Annotated in this window: 15 protein-coding genes and 1 tRNA gene; 9 read left to right on the forward strand and 7 right to left on the reverse strand. The window is 71.5% G+C overall.

Annotated elements, in window-relative coordinates; all coding sequences use genetic code 11:
• Positions 1–11 precede the first annotated feature (11 nt).
• From RGI145_RS02095 to ligD, 9 genes are all read left to right on the forward strand, one after another.
• Positions 12–887 carry a branched-chain amino acid ABC transporter permease gene (locus RGI145_RS02095; protein ID WP_075797040.1) on the forward strand — a complete coding sequence of 292 codons (876 nt, stop codon included), beginning with the start codon at positions 12–14 and terminating at the stop codon, positions 885–887.
• Entirely contained in the window at positions 887–1,921 is a 1,035-nt protein-coding gene (locus tag RGI145_RS02100; protein WP_075797041.1) for a branched-chain amino acid ABC transporter permease, read from the forward strand. Before RGI145_RS02095 ends, RGI145_RS02100 begins: the two co-directional genes overlap by 1 nt.
• Positions 1,905–2,633, forward strand: a complete 729-nt coding sequence (locus RGI145_RS02105; protein WP_075799753.1) for an ABC transporter ATP-binding protein — start codon at positions 1,905–1,907, stop codon at positions 2,631–2,633. The genes RGI145_RS02100 and RGI145_RS02105 overlap by 17 nt, the downstream gene beginning before the upstream one ends.
• Positions 2,620–3,321 (forward strand): ABC transporter ATP-binding protein, encoded by a 702-nt coding sequence (locus tag RGI145_RS02110; RefSeq protein WP_075797042.1) that lies wholly within the window; start codon positions 2,620–2,622, stop codon positions 3,319–3,321. Before RGI145_RS02105 ends, RGI145_RS02110 begins: the two co-directional genes overlap by 14 nt.
• 14 nt (positions 3,322–3,335) lie before the next feature.
• Positions 3,336–5,399, forward strand: coding sequence for a hydantoinase/oxoprolinase family protein (locus tag RGI145_RS02115; RefSeq protein ID WP_075797043.1), 2,064 nt, complete (start codon positions 3,336–3,338; stop codon positions 5,397–5,399).
• A gap of 5 nt (positions 5,400–5,404) precedes the next feature.
• Positions 5,405–7,033 (forward strand): hydantoinase B/oxoprolinase family protein, encoded by a 1,629-nt coding sequence (locus tag RGI145_RS02120; RefSeq protein WP_075799754.1) that lies wholly within the window; start codon positions 5,405–5,407, stop codon positions 7,031–7,033.
• Positions 7,034–7,312: 279 nt separating this feature from the next.
• Entirely contained in the window at positions 7,313–8,146 is an 834-nt protein-coding gene (locus RGI145_RS02125; protein ID WP_075799755.1) for a VOC family protein, read from the forward strand.
• Between the two features lie 53 nt (positions 8,147–8,199).
• Positions 8,200–8,799: a DNA polymerase ligase N-terminal domain-containing protein gene (locus RGI145_RS02130; protein WP_075797044.1), complete on the forward strand. Its 600-nt coding sequence runs from the start codon at positions 8,200–8,202 to the stop codon at positions 8,797–8,799.
• A complete protein-coding gene (gene ligD / locus RGI145_RS02135; RefSeq protein WP_075797045.1) occupies positions 8,796–9,713 on the forward strand; it encodes a non-homologous end-joining DNA ligase in 918 nt (305 codons plus the stop codon). The genes RGI145_RS02130 and ligD overlap by 4 nt, the downstream gene beginning before the upstream one ends.
• Positions 9,714–9,792: 79 nt before the next feature.
• Here ligD and RGI145_RS02140 read toward each other — a convergent pair whose 3' ends face one another.
• From RGI145_RS02140 to RGI145_RS25360, 7 genes are all read right to left on the reverse strand, one after another.
• Entirely contained in the window at positions 9,793–10,689 is an 897-nt protein-coding gene (locus RGI145_RS02140; protein WP_075797046.1) for a DMT family transporter, read from the reverse strand.
• Positions 10,690–10,860: 171 nt separating this feature from the next.
• On the reverse strand, positions 10,861–11,217 hold the full coding sequence (locus RGI145_RS02145) for a VOC family protein (RefSeq protein ID WP_075797047.1): 357 nt from the start codon (positions 11,215–11,217) through the stop codon (positions 10,861–10,863).
• A gap of 71 nt (positions 11,218–11,288) precedes the next feature.
• Positions 11,289–12,032: a helix-turn-helix transcriptional regulator gene (locus RGI145_RS02150; protein WP_237183170.1), complete on the reverse strand. Its 744-nt coding sequence runs from the start codon at positions 12,030–12,032 to the stop codon at positions 11,289–11,291.
• A gap of 35 nt (positions 12,033–12,067) precedes the next feature.
• Positions 12,068–12,144, reverse strand: a tRNA-Arg gene (locus tag RGI145_RS02155).
• A 73-nt stretch (positions 12,145–12,217) separates the two neighbouring features.
• Positions 12,218–13,402 carry a glycoside hydrolase family 108 protein gene (locus tag RGI145_RS24610; RefSeq protein WP_083670296.1) on the reverse strand — a complete coding sequence of 395 codons (1,185 nt, stop codon included), beginning with the start codon at positions 13,400–13,402 and terminating at the stop codon, positions 12,218–12,220.
• A gap of 206 nt (positions 13,403–13,608) precedes the next feature.
• Positions 13,609–14,538: a tyrosine recombinase XerC gene (locus tag RGI145_RS02165; protein WP_075799758.1), complete on the reverse strand. Its 930-nt coding sequence runs from the start codon at positions 14,536–14,538 to the stop codon at positions 13,609–13,611.
• A 41-nt stretch (positions 14,539–14,579) separates the two neighbouring features.
• A complete protein-coding gene (locus RGI145_RS25360) occupies positions 14,580–15,236 on the reverse strand; it encodes a hypothetical protein (RefSeq protein WP_027282933.1) in 657 nt (218 codons plus the stop codon).
• Between the last annotated feature and the right edge of the window lie 13 nt (positions 15,237–15,249).

Consider the following 15,249-nt stretch of genomic DNA (forward strand, 5'->3'; position numbering starts at 1 on the left):
CGCCGAACGGGATGACCGCTGAACTGATCGCGCAGGCCGTGGTGAGCGGCCTGCTGATGGGCATGATCTATGCCCTCGTGGCGGCCGGGCTGTCGCTGATCTTCGGGCTGATGGACGTGGTGAACTTCGCCCATGGGGAGCTGCTGATGCTCGCCATGTTCGCGACGCTGATCCTCTACCGCTACAGCGGCCTCGACCCGATCCTGCTGCTGCCGCTGGTGGCGATCCTGCTCTTCGGCTTCGGCGTGGCGATCTACCGCCTGCTGATCGGGCGGGCGCTGTCCGTCACCTTCAACCGCGGCATGTCGCAGATCTTCGTGACCTTCGGCCTGGCGATCTTCCTGCGGGGCGCGGCGCAGTACCTGTTCGGCAGCGAGTTCCAGAGCCTCACCGGCACCTGGGTCAGCGACCGCACGGTGAACCTCGCCGGCATCTACCTGCCGCTGCCGCAGCTCGTGGCCTCGGTGGTCTGCCTGCTGGCCTTCGCCGCGCTGCTCGCCGTCTCGCGCACCGAGTTCGGCCGGGCGCTGGAGGCGACACGGGAGGACCGCGACGCGGTGGCGCTGATCGGCATCGACCGCGATCGCATCTTCGCCATCGGCTGGGGCATGGGCGCCGCGGCGGTGGGCGTGGCGGGCACGATGTTGGCCACCTTCTACTACGTCTCGCCCAATGTGGGCGTGAACTTCGCCACCATCGCCTATGTCACCGTGGCGCTGGGCGGCTTCGGCAGCCTGCTGGGCGCGCTGGTGGCCGGGCTGCTGGTCGGCCTCGCGGAATCCCTCACCGCCCTGGTGCTGGAACCCTCGGTCAAGCAGATCGGGATGTTCGCCCTCTATATGTTCGTGCTGGCCTTCCGCCCGCGCGGCCTGTTCGGGAAGCTGTGATGTCCACCACCCTGCGGCAGGCCGCCGCGGCACCGCCGCGCGCCAACGCCATCACCCGCCGCCGCCGGCGCGAGCTCCTGGCCGGCGCGGTGATCCTGCTCCTGCTCGCGGCGCTGCCCTTCGGCGTCACCGACGTCTATGCGCAGAACCTGATCATCCTGACCCTGCTCTATGCCGGGCTCAGCCAGGCATGGAACATCCTGGGCGGCTATTGCGGCCAGATCTCGCTGGGTCACGCGCTGTATTTCGGAGTGGGCGGCTATGTCTCCACCATGCTCTTCGTCCATGCCGGCGTGCCACCCGTCCTCGGCATGGCCGCCGCCGGCATCGTGGCCGGGCTCTGCGCCCTGCTGGTCGGCTGGCCCTGCTTCCGCCTGTCCGGCCACTACTACGCCATCGCGACCGTGGTGGTGGGGGAGATCGGCTACCTGCTCTTCCTGAACTGGGAATGGGTCGGCGGCGCGATGGGCATCTATGTGCCGCTGGGGCCGGATTCCTGGCTGAACCTGCAGTTCCGCATCTCCAAGCTGCCCTGGCACTTCATCACCCTGGGCTTCGCCGCCCTGACCTGGGTTGTGGCCTGGGCGATCGAGGGCTCGCGCTGGGGCTATTCCTGGCGCGCGGTGAAGGACGACGTGACGGCGGCGCGCAGCCTCGCCGTGCGGGTCTTTCCCTCCAAGATGGCGGCGGCCGCGATCAGCGGCTTCCTCACCGGCGTCGGCGGCGCGATCTACGCGCAGTATGTCGGCTATATCGACCCGGACAGCATCCTCGCGGGCTCCTTCTCCATCCTGATCGCCCTGCCCGCGGTGCTGGGCGGCGTCGGCACGCTCTGGGGACCGCTGATCGGCGCGGCGGTGCTGATCCCGGTCTCGGAACTGTCGCGCTCCTATCTGGGCGGCTCCGGCAGCGGCGTGGACCTGATGATCTACGGGCTGCTGATCATGATCGTGGCGCTCGCGCGGCCGCAGGGGCTGGTCAGCCTCCTCGGCGTCAGGAGCCAGGCGGGAGGTGGCGATGGACGCGCTGCTTGAGGTCCGCAACGTCAGCAAGCGCTTCGGCGGCGTGCAGGCGAACAGCGACATCACCTTCGACGTCCGGCGCGGCGAGATCCTGGGCCTGATCGGGCCGAACGGCGCGGGCAAGACCTCGCTGTTCAACTCCATCTCCGGCGAGGTCACGCCCGATACCGGCGAAATCCGCATGGAGGGGCAGCGCATCTCGGGCCTCGGGCCGGTGGAATGCACGCGGCGCGGCATCGCCCGCACCTTCCAGGTGGTGCGTTCCTTCGACTCCATGACCGTGCTGGAGAATGTGATGGTGGGCGCCTTCACCCGCCACCGCACGGCGCGGGAGGCGATGGCCGCGGCCGAGCAGGTGCTGGACTTCGCCGGGCTGCTCGGGCGCATGGACCGGCCGGCCATCTCGCTCACCCCACCCGAGAAGCGGCGGCTGGAGGTGGCGCGCGCCCTGGCGACGCAGCCGCGCCTGTTGCTGCTGGACGAGATGCTGACCGGGCTGACGCCCGCCGAGGCGCAGTCCGGCGTGCAGCTCATCCGCGCGGTGCGCGACCAGGGCGTCACCATCATCATGGTGGAGCATGTGATGGAGGTTCTGCTGCCGCTGATCGACCGTGCCGTGGTGCTGAATCTCGGCAAGGTCCTGCTCACTGGCTCGCCGCAGGAGGTGGTGCGCGACCCGGAGATGATCCGTGCCTATCTGGGGGACCGCTATGCTGCGGCTTGAGGGCGTTTCCGCCAGCTACCGGGGCCTCAAGGCCCTGCAGGGCGTCGATCTGGAGGTCGGCCAGGGCGAGGTGGTGGCGGTGGTCGGCGCCAACGGCGCGGGCAAGAGCACGTTGCTGAAGGCCATCGCCGGCCAGGTCGCGACCGAGGGGCAGATCGCCTTCCAGGGCGAGAGCCTGCGCCGCATGCCCTCGCACCGGATCGCGCGCCTCGGCGTCAACCTCGTGCCCGAGGGACGGCGGCTCTTTCCGCGCCTCTCGGTCGAGGACAACCTTCGCCTTGGTGCCTATGCGCGCAAGGGCGACCCGGATCGCTTCAGGCCGCTGGAACTGGTCTTCGAGCTCTTCCCCCGGCTGAAGGAGCGCCTGCCGCAGCTCGCCGGCACGCTCTCGGGCGGGGAGCAGCAGATGCTGGCCATCGGCCGCGCCCTGCTGACCCAGCCGAAGCTGCTGATGCTGGACGAACCCAGCCAGGGTATCATGCCGAAGCTGGTGGACGACATCCTGGCGGCGGTGACGCGCATCCGCGCCCTCGGCGTCACGGTGCTGCTGGTGGAGCAGCGGCTGGCCGAGGCGCTGGCCATCGCCGACCGCGCCTATGTGCTGCAGACCGGCCGGGTCGTGATGTCCGGCCCGGCCGCGGAAATCGCCGGCAACGCCGATGTGCGGCGTGCCTATCTCGGCATGTGATCAGGATCCCTCCCTTGTCCTCCCAGCGCCATATCCGGATCGGCATCGATATCGGAGGCACCTTCACCGACCTGCAGATCCTCGACGAGCGGAGCGGCAGGCTGCACAGCCTCAAGACCCCGACCACGCCGGAGGACCCCTCCATCGGGCTGATGACGGGCATCGAGGCGGCGGCGGAACGCTACGGCTTCGCCCTCGCCGACATCCGCCTTCTGCTGCACGGCACCACCATCGCCACCAACGCGGTGCTGGAGCGTTGCCTCGCGCGGGGCGTGCTGCTGACCACGGCGGGCTTCGAGGACGTGCTGGAGATCGGCCGCCACACCCGCCGCGACATCTACGGGCTGAAGCAGAAGGTGGAACCGCCGTTGGTGCCGCGCGACCGGCGCCTCGGCGTGGCGGAGCGGCTGCGCGGCGACGGCAGCGTGGAGACGGCGCTGGACGAGGCCTCGGTGTCGGCGGTGCTGGAGCGGCTGCGCGCCCTGGAGCCCGAGGCGGTGGCGATCTGCCTGCTCAACGCCCATGTCAACGCGGCGCATGAGGAGCTGCTGGCCGGGCGCATCCGCGCCGAGTTCCCGGACCTGCCGCTCAGCCTGTCCTCCGAGGTGAGCCCGGAGATCCGCGAATACGAGCGCAGCTCGACCACCGTGCTGAATGCGCTGCTGATGCCGGTGGTGGGGCGCTACCTCGCCCGCCTGCAACAGCGCATGGAGGAACGTGCGCTGACGGCGAGGCTGCTGCTGGTTCAGTCCAATGGCGGCGTCTGCTCCGCCGGGATGGCGTCGCGGCAGCCGGTGCGGCTGCTGCTGTCCGGTCCCAGCGGCGGGGCGCTCGCCACCATGCGCGCCGCCGAGGCGCTGGGCCGGCCGAACCTCGTCGGCGCCGACATGGGTGGCACCTCCTTCGACATCTGCGTGGTGCAGGGCGGCCAGGTCACGCTGATGACCCAGGGCGAGATCGACGGCCTGCCGGTGCGCCTGCCGATGATCGAGATCCGCACCATCGGCTCCGGCGGCGGCTCCCTCGCGGCGGTGGATTCCGGCGGGCGGCTCACCGTCGGGCCGCGCTCGGCGGGCTCCTTTCCTGGCCCCGTCTGCTACCGCCGGGGCGGCACCGAACCGGCGGTGACGGATGTGAACATCGCCCTCGGCCGGCTGGACGGGCGCTTCTTCCTGGGCGGCGCCATGGCGCTGGACACGGACGGCGCCCGCGGGGCCATCGCCGCCCGGGTGGCGCAGCCCCTGCGGCTGGAAACGGATGCGGCGGCGGAGGGCGTGCTCACCGTGGTCAACAACGCGCTCGCCTCGGCGGCACGGCTCAGCCTCTTCGAGAAGGGGCTCGACCCGCGCGATTTCAGCCTGCTCTCCTTCGGCGGCGCGGGCGGCCTGCACGCCATCCCCGTGGCCGAGGAGCTGGGCATCGGCGAGGTGATCTTCCCGGCGGATGCCAGCACCTTCTCCGCCTTCGGCATCCTGCATTCCAACATCGTGCATGACGTGGCGCGCAGCCGGGTGATGCCGGCCGCGGCGGAGAACCTGCCCCGCATCGCGGAAAGCTGCACCGCGCTGCGGGAGCAGGGCGACGCGCTGCTGGCCGCGGATGGCGTGCCGGCGGAGGCGCGCCGCTTCGCCCTTTCGGCCGACCTGCGCTATCGCGGCCAGGCCTTCGAGCTGGTGGTGCCCTGGGAGGCACCCGCGGGTGACGCCGCACCGGACGCGGCGGCGCTGGAGGCGTTGCTGGCCGGCTTCCACCATCTGCACGAGCGCCGCTTCTCCTACAGCAACCCGGCGGCGCCGGTGGAACTGGTGGCGCTGCGGCTGACCGCCACGGGCCTGATGCCGCGCGCCGAGACGGTGCGCCGTCCCGGCCTGGGCGCCGACCGCAAGCCGGAGGCACGGCGGATCTTCCTCGGCGGTCGCTGGCAGGAGGCCGCGGTGCACCAGCGCGAGCAGGTCACCGCCCCGGTCGAAGGGCCGGCGCTGATCGAGGAGGAATACACCACCGCCTTCATCGCCCCCGGCTGGCGCTGCGCGCCCGGGCCGGACGGGACGCTGATCGCGCGGAAGCTGGAGGCGTGACGGTCATGCTCGGCCCTGTCGAACTGGAGGTCCTGCGCAACGGCCTGACCGCCGCCGCCGCCGAGATGGACGTGACCGTCTGGCGCACCAGCCGCTCCACCGTGGTGCGGGAACTGCTGGACTATTCCACCGCCGTCTTCGACCGCGACGGTTACAACGTCGCGCAATCCGCCCGCATCCCGCAGCACCTGAACTCGATGAGCGCCGGGTTGCTGACCGTGGTGCGCGACCACCTGCCGCTGGCACAGTGGGAGGAAGGCGATGTCGTCATCACCAACGACCCGTATTGCGGTGGCCAGCACATCCCCGACATCCTGGCCTTCCGCCCGGTCTTCGCGGAGGGGGAGCGCATCGCCATCGTCGGCACGCTCTGCCACCATCTCGACATGGGCGGCATGGCGGCGGGCTCCTATGCCGCGACCGCGACCGAGATCTTCCAGGAAGGGCTTCGCCTGCCGCCGCTGAAGCTCTACCGGCGCGGCGTGCTGAACGCCGACCTGCTGGCGGTGATGCGGCAGAACGTGCGCCAGCCGGAGATCCTCTGGGGCGACCTGCAGGCACAGATCGCCTCGCTCTCCGTGGGCGAGGCCAACCTGCGCAAGCTCGCCGCGCGCTTCGGCGCCGATGCGGTGGTCGCGGGCTGCGCGCAGATCCTGGACGGCTCCGAGCGAGCCATGCGGGCGATGATCGGCCGCATTCCCGACGGGCACTACGAGTTCGAGGATTTCCTCGACGATGACGGCATCACGGCGGACCCCATCCGCATCCATGCCGCCATCACCGTGTGCGGGGAGGAGATGTCGGTCGATCTCTCCGGCTGTGGCCCGCAGGCGCTGGGGCCGGTCAACGCCACGCTCGCCTCGGCCCATTCCGCCGTCTCCTATGCGGTGATGGCGGTGGCCGACGAGCCGATCCCGGCCAATGCCGGATGCTATCGTCCCATCGCCGTGACCGCGCCGGAGGGCACGGTCGTCAGCGCCCGCCACCCGGCGCCGGTGGCGAACCGGATCGCGGCGACGCACCGCCTCGCCACCACGCTGCTCGGCGCGCTGCACCAGGCGGTGCCGGAGCGCGTGCCAGCCGCCTATTACGGCGTCAGCTACGTGTGCTCCTTCCAGACGGTGCAGGAAGACGGCGCGCGGGGCGTGCTGGTGGAGATCGAGGTCGGCGGCAGCGGCGCGCATCCGGAGGGCGACGGGCTGAGCGCCTTCACCTTCGGCATGCACAACAACTCCAACATCCCCGCCGAGATGATCGAGAGCGAGCTGCCGCTGACGATCACGCGCTACGGGCTGCTGCCCGGTTCCGGCGGCGCGGGACGGTATCGTGGCGGCCTGGGCTTGGTGCGTGAGTGGCGCATCGACGCGCAGGAGGCCGTCTTCACCGCCAATGCCGAGCGCTTCCGCTTCCGCCCCTATGGGCTGGCGGGCGGCGAGCCGGGCAGCGCCGGGCGGCTCCTGCTGCTGCGCGGCAATGAGGTGCGAAGCCTGGGTTCCAAGGTCAACAACCTGCGCCTGCGCCGGGGCGACGTGATCCGGCTGGAAACCTCGGGCGGCGGCGGCTTCGGCCCGCCGGAGGAACGGACGGCGGAGGCCCGGGCGCGCGACCGGGCACTGGGCTACGTGCCGGCCTGATCCCAGCCCCCGGTGCGCCGCGCACCTGGAAGCAGGCGGCCGCACGAAAAAAAGCAGCCCGGTCGTTGCCGACCGGGCTGTAGGGAGTTTCCGACGTCTGAATGCAGGAGGCATTCGATGGGATGCGGGGTAGTGGTGCCCGCGAAGAGAGTTTAAGCACGCCCGGAATCCAAATGCAAGTGATTATCATTATCCGGATATGACTCTTCGAGGATGGACCCGGGCGAGGCGGGCGGGCGAGACTTCCTGGCCGCCATCGGGCGCCAAGGGAGCCGAACCATGAGCGATCTGTCCCCCACCATCGACCATGTGGTCATCACCGTGGGCGACCAGCTCGACGCGGCGCTGGCGCAGTACACGCGGCTCGGTTTCGACATGACTGAGCGCGGCCACCACACGCTGGGGTCAAGCAACCATCTCGCCATCTTCGGCCAGGACTACCTCGAACTCCTTGGCTACGAGCCCGGCCGGGCGCCGCAGCGGGCGGACCTGCACAACGCGCCGCCGGGGTTGAACGGCCTCGTCTTCAAGCCCGACGCCCCCGATTTCGCCGAGCGCCTGCATGCGAAGGGAGCGCCGATCGGTGAGGCCCGGGAATTCAGCCGCCCGGTGCGGCTGGGCGAGGAAAGCCGGGATGCGCGTTTCCGCACCGCCAGCGTCACCGACCCGGCGGTCCAGAATGGGCGGGTCTTCTTCTGCCATCACGACACGCCGGAACTGGTCTGGCGCGAGGAATGGCGCCGGCATCCCAACGGCGTGACCGGCGTGGCGGAATTCGTCATCGCCTCCGGGGAGCCGGAGCGGATGGGCGACCTGTTCCGGCGCCTCTTCGGGGCGGATTCGGTGCGGGAAACCGAGGGTGGCCTCTGCCTGCCGGCCGGTTCCGGCACCGTCCTCGTGCTGCGGCCGGATGCGGTGGCGGAACGTTTCGGCGAGGTCCCGGCGCTGGAGGAAGGGCGGGATCGGATGGTGGCACTCAGCCTCCATTGCGCCGCGCCGGAACAGGTGGCGGTGCTGCTGGCGGGGAATGGCGTGACGGCGGTCCGGCACGGGGCGCGGCTGGTGGTGCCCCCGGCCGAGGCGGCGGGGCTGGCCCTGGCCTTCATGGACTGACCGCACGCCCCCACGGCCGAACCTGGGCGGGGCTGAAGCGTTCTGCCTTCGCCATGACCGATCGCGACCCGCTCACCCGCTATCGCCAGAAGCGCGATTTCCGGCAGACGCCGGAACCCGCAGGCGTGATCCGCCACGGTGGGCGGCCTACGGGTCTCTTCGTGGTGCAGAAGCACGACGCCACGCGTCTGCACTACGACTTCCGCCTCGAACTGGATGGTGTGCTGAAATCCTGGGCAGTGACGCGCGGCCCCAGCCTCGATCCGGAGGAGAAGCGCCTCGCGGTGGAGGTGGAGGACCATCCCCTCGACTATGGCGGCTTCGAGGGGGTGATCGGCAGCGGCTACGGCGCCGGCACGGTGCTGCTCTGGGACCGTGGGAGCTGGGAACCGCTCTCGGAGGACCCGGCGGCGGACCTGGCCGGGGGGCGTCTGCACCTCCGCCTGCACGGCACGCGTCTGAAGGGCGGTTGGCATCTGGTGCTGATGCGCGGACGCGGGCGTGGGACGCGCCGGAACTGGCTGCTGATCAAGGACCGCGACGAGGAGGCCCGGCCCGGCTCCGGCGACGCACTGTTGCGCGAGGCCACGACCTCCGTCCTGTCCGGACGCGACCTGGCCCAGATCGCCACGGGCGCGCCGGCACCCGGATGAACCCGCCCCGCCAGGGTGGGCATCGCAGCCCCGGCCCGACCATGTCGGGCGTCGCGCTGTCGCATCCGGAGCGTGTCTATTGGCCCCCCTCCGGCGATGCGGGGCCGGTCACCAAGCAGGACCTCGCCCGCTACCTGGAACGCGTGGCGCCGCGCCTGCTGCCCGCCATCGTGGGGCGGCCGCTGACTCTGTTGCGGGCACCGGAAGGGATCGGGGGCGAGCGCTTCGTGCAGCGCCATGCCGCGCGGGGCCTTTCGCCACTGGTCGGCACGGTGCGCCCGCGCGGGGAGGAGAAGCCGCTGATCCAGGTGGATTCCGCCGGAGCGCTGGTGGCGCTGGCCCAGTCCGGCGTGCTGGAGATCCATCCCTGGGGAGCCCGCAGCGCCCGGCTGGCGCAGCCGGACCGGATGGTGCTGGACCTCGATCCGGCGGAGAACCTGTCCTTCGGCGCGGTGGTCGCGGCGGCCCTGGCGCTGCGGGAGCGCGTGCTGGCGCTGGGCCTCGTGCCCTTCTGCAAGACCACGGGCGGCAAGGGGCTGCATCTGGTGGTGCCCCTGGCCGCCGGGACGCGCTGGGACCGGCTGCACGCGGTGGCGGCGGCGATCTGCGAGAGGCTGGCGCGGGAGGCGCCGGAACGCTTCACCACGCAATCCGCCCTGGCCGGGCGGGAAGGGCGGATCTTCCTGGATTTCCAGCGCAATGCGCGCGGGGCCTCGGCGGTGGCGCCCTGGTCGCCCCGCGCCCGCCCCGGCGCCCCGGTGGCGATGCCGCTGGACTGGGCGGAGGTGACGGAGGGGCTCGACCCCCGGCGCTTCACCATCGCGACTGCCCCGGTCCGCCTGGAGGCGCCGGACCCCTGGGACGGGATGGAGGCGGCCGCGCGGCCCCTGCCGCCGCTGTCGCAGGTGCGCTGATCGGAGGGGCGGTGGAGCCTCTGTTTCCGGCTGTCCGGCAGCGGGCCGGCGACGGGCACCGGCCCTCCCGACCGAATCCCTATTGCGGATGGACCGGCGGCACGCGACGCCACCAGGTGGTGCGCCTGGTTTCGCGCAGGAAGGTGAAGAGGCCGGAGCCCACGATCACCGCCATGCCGAGGAACATCCAGCCGTCCAGCCGGTCGCCGAAGATCGCGTAGCCCAGCCCGACGCCCCAGAGCATCTGGCTGTACTGGGTCGGCGCCACGAGGCTGGCGGGGGCCTTGGCCGAGGCCAGCATGATCAGCACATTGCCCCCCGCGGCGAGGAGGCCGTAGCCGGCGAGGTAGAGCCACTGCTCGCCGCTCGGCCAGGCAAAGCGCGGCAGCATGAGCAGCCCGCTGACCAGGATCGGGCCGATCAGCCCGGCGCCGTAGAGGGAGATCCGCTTCTCCTTTCCCCCCAGGGCCCGCAGGATGATGATCGTCACGGCACCGGAGAAGCCGCCGATGATGGCAGCCAGATGCCCGGCGGTGAGCTCCCGGAAGCCGGGACGCAGCACGATCAGCACGCCCAGGAAGCCGACGATCACCGCCGACCAGCGGCGCCAGCCCACGGCTTCCTTCAGGAAAAGCACCGAGAGGATGGTGACGAAGACCGGCAGCAGGAAGATCAGGCAGAAGGCCTCCGCCATCGGCAGGGCGGTGAAGGCGATGATGCTGGACAGGCTGCCGACCACCGCGAAGACGCCGCGCAGCAGCCACAGGCCGCGGTGGCGCGACACCACCAGATCCACCGGCCGGTCGCCGGGGCCGAGGATGAAGGGGATCGCCGCCAGCCCCAGCACGGCGCCGAAGAAGGCGACCTCGAAGGGGTCCAGCGCGCCCTCGATCAGCTTGATCGAGGCGTCGCTCAACGCATAGGAGGCATAGGCGAGGAAGGCGAGCAGCACGCCGTTCAGGACATGCCTATCCATGGCGGTTGGCGGGGCGTCGGCGGGCTGGGGTCATCATGGCACCGGGTGGGGCTGGCGTGGCGGGCGCGCCGGAGGCGCCCGGTCCGCCACGCAATGTCAGCCCCGCCGCCCCGGGACCACCCCTGTCACGGGAAATTCTTCGTGGTGGCGCCCCGGGGGGCCTTGCCCGTTTCAGCCCGGACGGAAGACGCGCAGGCGATGGCCGTCCGGGTCCCGCGCGGTGAAGCAGCGGCCGAAATCCATCTCCGTGGGTGGTTGCAGGATGGTGACGCCGGCCGCCAGCCATTCGGCATGGGTGGCATCGACATCCGCGGCGAGGAAAGCGAGCTCCGACGTGCCCGGTGTGCCAGTGGGCGGCGGTTCCACGCCATCCCGCCGCCACAGGCCGATGCCGGCGCCAGGATTGGTGCGGAAGAGGGCGAAGGTGGCGGAGGCTTCCTCGGGCGCATGGCCCAGCAGCCGGGCGTAGAAGGCCGCGCTGTCCGTGGCGCTGGCCACATAGAGGATCGTGAGATCGAGTTGCGGCATGCCGGGTCTCCTGGCCTCAAGGTTCGGGAGACAGCATGGCCGGGCGCGGTGACAGCTTCCGTCAGCAGCGGTCAGAACAGGTCCTCGAGATCCTGCTGCAGCCGCCATTCGGCCAGGAGAAGCCGACGGCGGCGCGGGTAGCGGTCGGTGTCGATCCGGAGCGCCACGATGCGGTCGAGGCGGAAATGCCGGAAGTCCTGCCGCGTCTCGCACCAGGCGGCCAGGACCTCGGCCTCCCCGAAGAAGCCGATCGCCACCGGCCAGACGATGCGCTCGCTCGCGACACCCTTCTTGTCCGTGTAGCGGAGGTGCAGGCGCCGCTCCTGCTGCATCGCCTCGCGCAGCGTGGCGAGATGCGGGGCGCCGGCGCTGTCGTCCATGCCGGAGAGCAGGGCGCCATCGCGTGCCTGGAGTTCGGCCTCCGGCGGCATGGCGGCGAGGATCTTGGCCAACGCGTCCTCGGCCGCCTCGTCGAGCACCGGGTCGCCGCGCTGGGCGACGAAGCGCAGGCCGAGCAGGAGCGCGTCCATCTCGTCCTCGCTGAAACGCAAGGGCGGAAGGAAGAAGCCGGGCCGGAGAACATAGCCAAGCCCGGCCTCGCCCTCGATGGCGGCGCCCTGGGCCTGGAGGGTGGCGATGTCGCGATAGAGGGTGCGCAGCGAAACGCCAAGTTCCTCGGCCAGATCGGCGCCGCGGACCGGATGCCGCCTTCGGCGCAGGGCCTGGAGCAGGTCGAGCAGGCGGGCGGAACGGGACAGCGCGGCGATTCCCTGGCGAGAAAGCCGAGTGTCGGGCGCAGCGATCCAGGCTGGCAAGCCAACCTAGTCAAGTCGCGGAAATATAAGGAAAATGGCGGACCCGATACGATTCGAACGTACGACCTTTGCCTTCGGAGGGCAACGCTCTATCCAGCTGAGCTACGGGTCCGTCAGCGCCCGTCTAGCGCATGGCGCCGGGGAGGGGAAGCCCCCCGGCGCCATGCGAGTGGATGCCGTGTGCCTCAGGCGGCGGCCCGGCTGGGCGTACCGGCCATCCGGAGCGCCGCCGCGCGCACCGCCTCCGTCCGGCTGGTCCAGCCCCGGCCGAAACGGCTGAAACCGTCCAGCGAGCGGTAATAGGCGAGGCGGGCCTCGGAGAAGGAGGCGATCAGCCGCTCCGGCTCCAGCGCCCGCGCGGCGGCCAGGGTAATGGGGCCGACCGAACCGTCCGCCGTCACGCCTACCGCTTTCTGCAGCAGCTTCACCGCGCGCGAGGGGCCGGCATTCACCCCGAAATCGAAGACGCCGAGATCGACCCCGGGCGGCAGCTCGGCGCACCGCATCGGCGTCCAGTAGCGGGCACGGTAGATCTCGCGCGCCTCGGCACGGGACAGGTCGCGGACCTCGTCCACGCTCACCGCCCGGTCGCGGAAGGTGCTCAGCACATCTCGCGTGATGCCCATGTTGGTGGCGCCCCCGGGGTCCTGCGGATCGTTCACGAAGCCGCCTTCCTGTTGCAGCACGATGGCGAGGCAGCGGTCGAAGCGCGCTTCCGCCGAATCGGGCGGGGCGGCGGTTCGGGGCAGGTTGGCCAGGCTGGCGGCTCCGGCTGGTGCCCCGGCCATGTCGCGCAGCGTGGACAGGGCGGACTGCACCTGCGCGCCGGCCTGTGCCGTCTGCGCCCGTTGCAGCACGCCGGCGAGGCGGTCCTTCTCATGCGCGGATTGCGAGGAACCGATCCAGAAATTCACCACCGAGGCGAAGGCCGCCCCCAGCGTGCCCACGGTGATGTTCACCAGCGCCGCGGTTTCCGGCGGGAAGGCATGGTTGAAGGAGACCAGCAGCACCATCACCACCAGGAAGGCCAGGATCACCAGGCTGGAGATCAGGGCCGGCCCCCAGGGCAGAGGTTGCAGGGACGGCAGTTCCAAGTGACCGGGTGCGGGGTTGGCGTCGCTGGCCGGGGAGGGAGCAGTGCCCTCCGGTGGGTGCGTCAGCAGGACCTCCGCCAGACGCATCCGGAGGCCGGCCGCGAGGCCGGAATCGGCCGCCACGGCGGCATGGGCAGCCTGAGCCTCGGCGGCGCCAGTGGCCTGGGTGACGGTCTCGGAGATCCGGTTTCCGAGACGTCCGGAGGAGTCGGTGGCGAGTCGCCGGGCGATATCCGGCAGCAGCGCCACCGCGAGCGGCAGATGGGGCAGGGGCATAGGGCTGGCCTCGCGCGCCGCACCGGCCGCGCCGAACCAAGCCCTTGGGCATGGAGGCACGACAGCCCTGGCTGCGTCCGGGACGGGGCGGCCAGGGATTCCGGTGCGAAGGTGGGTTGGGGAGGGCCATCGGACGCGGTTCGCCCGTTGACCTTGATTTTTTAGGATAAAAATCCTACAAGGTCAAGGAAATTGCCCTGACTCTGTCAGTCTCCGCGCGGATGCGCCTTGCGCCAGGTTTCCAGCAGGCCCGCGGCATCCACCGCGGCATAGCGCTGGGTGGTGGACAGGCTGGCATGGCCCAGCAACTCCTGGATCACACGCAGGTCGGCGCCGCCGCCCAGCAGATGCGTGGCGAAGGAATGGCGCAGGGCATGCGGGGTGGCATGTTCCGGCAGGCCGGCGAGGCGGCGGTGGTTCTGGATCAGCTTGCGGGCCAGGGCATCGTGCAGGCGCCCCCCCCGGGCCCCGATGAAGAGCGGGTCCTCCGGCCGGGCACCGGGGCGGTAACGCAGGGATTCGGCGATGGCGGCAGCCACGGCGGGCAGGACGGGCACGAGGCGCTCCTTGTCGCCCTTGCCGCGGATGCGCAGCGTGCCGCCCGGCTGCGGGGCGTCGCGGACATCGAGGGACAGCGCCTCGGAGATGCGGAGTCCGGCGCCGTAGAGCAGCGTGAAGAGGGCGTTGTCGCGGGCCGACAGGGCGGGATCGTCCTGGCCCTGGCCGATCTCCGCCGCCACGCCGCGTGCCTGGGCGGCAGTGAGAGCCTTGGGGATGGGAGGCTTGAGCCGGGGGCCGCGCAGCCCCGCCAGCATGTCCAGCGGCAGGCCATGATGGCGGGCCAGCCAGCGCAGGAAAGCGCGCACGGCGGCGAGCTGACGGGCGCGCGTGGCATTGCCGGCGCCATCCTCCTGGCGCCGGGCCAGGAAGGCGCGGAGATCGGCGGGGCGAAGCGTGGCCAGGGCGGCGAGGTCGGGCTCGCGGCCCAGGTGATGCGTCAGGAAGCCCAGGAAATCCGCGAGGTCGCGGCCATAGGCGGTGACCGTGTGGCGGCTGGAGCGCCGCTCTCCGGCGAGCCAGTCGAGAAAGGCGGCGCGAGCCGCGATGGCGTCGAGAGCGGCGGATTCCGGCGGCATGGCCGGGGCGGGCCGGGTTTCGCGGGCGGTGGCAGGGCGCCTCATGGGGCTGCGGCCTCCCCTCCGCGCGGAGCGAGGGCCGTGGCGGCGGCGCGGGCGAGGAAGTCCAGGGCCCGGCCGGAGCCCTGGGCGGGCAGCAGGGCGGGCTCGCGCGTGCCGAGGGCCAGCAGCCCGGTACCGGGCAGGCGCAGCAGGGCGTCGCGCGTGACGAGGGGGGCCATTTCGCCATGCAGGGCGCTGTCGTCGGGCAGCCCGGCGGCGCCACGGTCGCGCAGCAGCAGGTGGCGCCCCGGCAGCAGCAGGCGGCCGACCACACCCGGGCGGAGCGGGCGGATGTGGCGGCGGGGCAGGCCCTCGGCGGCCAGGGCCACGGAATCGAGGCCCAGCAGGGTCGGCCATTCCAGGGCGATGGTCTCGGCCGGATCATGCGAGCCGATCAGCGCCAGCACGGCGCCCTGGACGCGGGTGGCGAGGCTGTCGCCGGAGCGCGCGGCCCGGGCGGTGTCGCGCAGGGCGTGGCGCTCGGCCGCCAGCATCGCCGCCATATGGTCGGCTAGCCTTTCCCCATGCACGCGGCGGGGCGGTTCCAGGCGTCGGTAGAGGGCGGGACGCTCGGCCAGGAAATGCGGCCGGGCGGCGAGCCAGGCGGCGATGCGCTCGGCCTCGTCCTCCTCCTCGGTTTGGGGAAGCAGGGTCATCCGAACCCGATCC

Origin of the sequence: Roseomonas gilardii (assembly GCF_001941945.1) — a bacterium.
Lineage (GTDB): Bacteria > Pseudomonadota > Alphaproteobacteria > Acetobacterales > Acetobacteraceae > Roseomonas.

What these genes read in the sequence shown, in the direction of transcription:
- RGI145_RS02095 (WP_075797040.1), top strand. Translation starts at nt 12, where the DNA reads ATGACCGCTGAACTGATCGCGCAGGCCGTGGTGAGCGGCCTGCTGATG.
- RGI145_RS02100 (WP_075797041.1), top strand. Translation starts at nt 887, where the DNA reads ATGTCCACCACCCTGCGGCAGGCCGCCGCGGCACCGCCGCGCGCCAAC.
- RGI145_RS02105 (WP_075799753.1), top strand. Translation starts at nt 1,905, where the DNA reads ATGGACGCGCTGCTTGAGGTCCGCAACGTCAGCAAGCGCTTCGGCGGC.
- RGI145_RS02110 (WP_075797042.1), top strand. Translation starts at nt 2,620, where the DNA reads ATGCTGCGGCTTGAGGGCGTTTCCGCCAGCTACCGGGGCCTCAAGGCC.
- RGI145_RS02120 (WP_075799754.1), top strand. Translation starts at nt 5,405, where the DNA reads ATGCTCGGCCCTGTCGAACTGGAGGTCCTGCGCAACGGCCTGACCGCC.
- RGI145_RS02125 (WP_075799755.1), top strand. Translation starts at nt 7,313, where the DNA reads ATGAGCGATCTGTCCCCCACCATCGACCATGTGGTCATCACCGTGGGC.
- RGI145_RS02130 (WP_075797044.1), top strand. Translation starts at nt 8,200, where the DNA reads ATGACCGATCGCGACCCGCTCACCCGCTATCGCCAGAAGCGCGATTTC.
- ligD (WP_075797045.1), top strand. Translation starts at nt 8,796, where the DNA reads ATGAACCCGCCCCGCCAGGGTGGGCATCGCAGCCCCGGCCCGACCATG.
- RGI145_RS02140 (WP_075797046.1), bottom strand. Translation starts at nt 10,689, where the DNA reads ATGGATAGGCATGTCCTGAACGGCGTGCTGCTCGCCTTCCTCGCCTAT.
- RGI145_RS02145 (WP_075797047.1), bottom strand. Translation starts at nt 11,217, where the DNA reads ATGCCGCAACTCGATCTCACGATCCTCTATGTGGCCAGCGCCACGGAC.
- RGI145_RS24610 (WP_083670296.1), bottom strand. Translation starts at nt 13,402, where the DNA reads ATGCCCCTGCCCCATCTGCCGCTCGCGGTGGCGCTGCTGCCGGATATC.
- RGI145_RS02165 (WP_075799758.1), bottom strand. Translation starts at nt 14,538, where the DNA reads ATGCCGCCGGAATCCGCCGCTCTCGACGCCATCGCGGCTCGCGCCGCC.
- RGI145_RS25360 (WP_027282933.1), bottom strand. Translation starts at nt 15,236, where the DNA reads ATGACCCTGCTTCCCCAAACCGAGGAGGAGGACGAGGCCGAGCGCATC.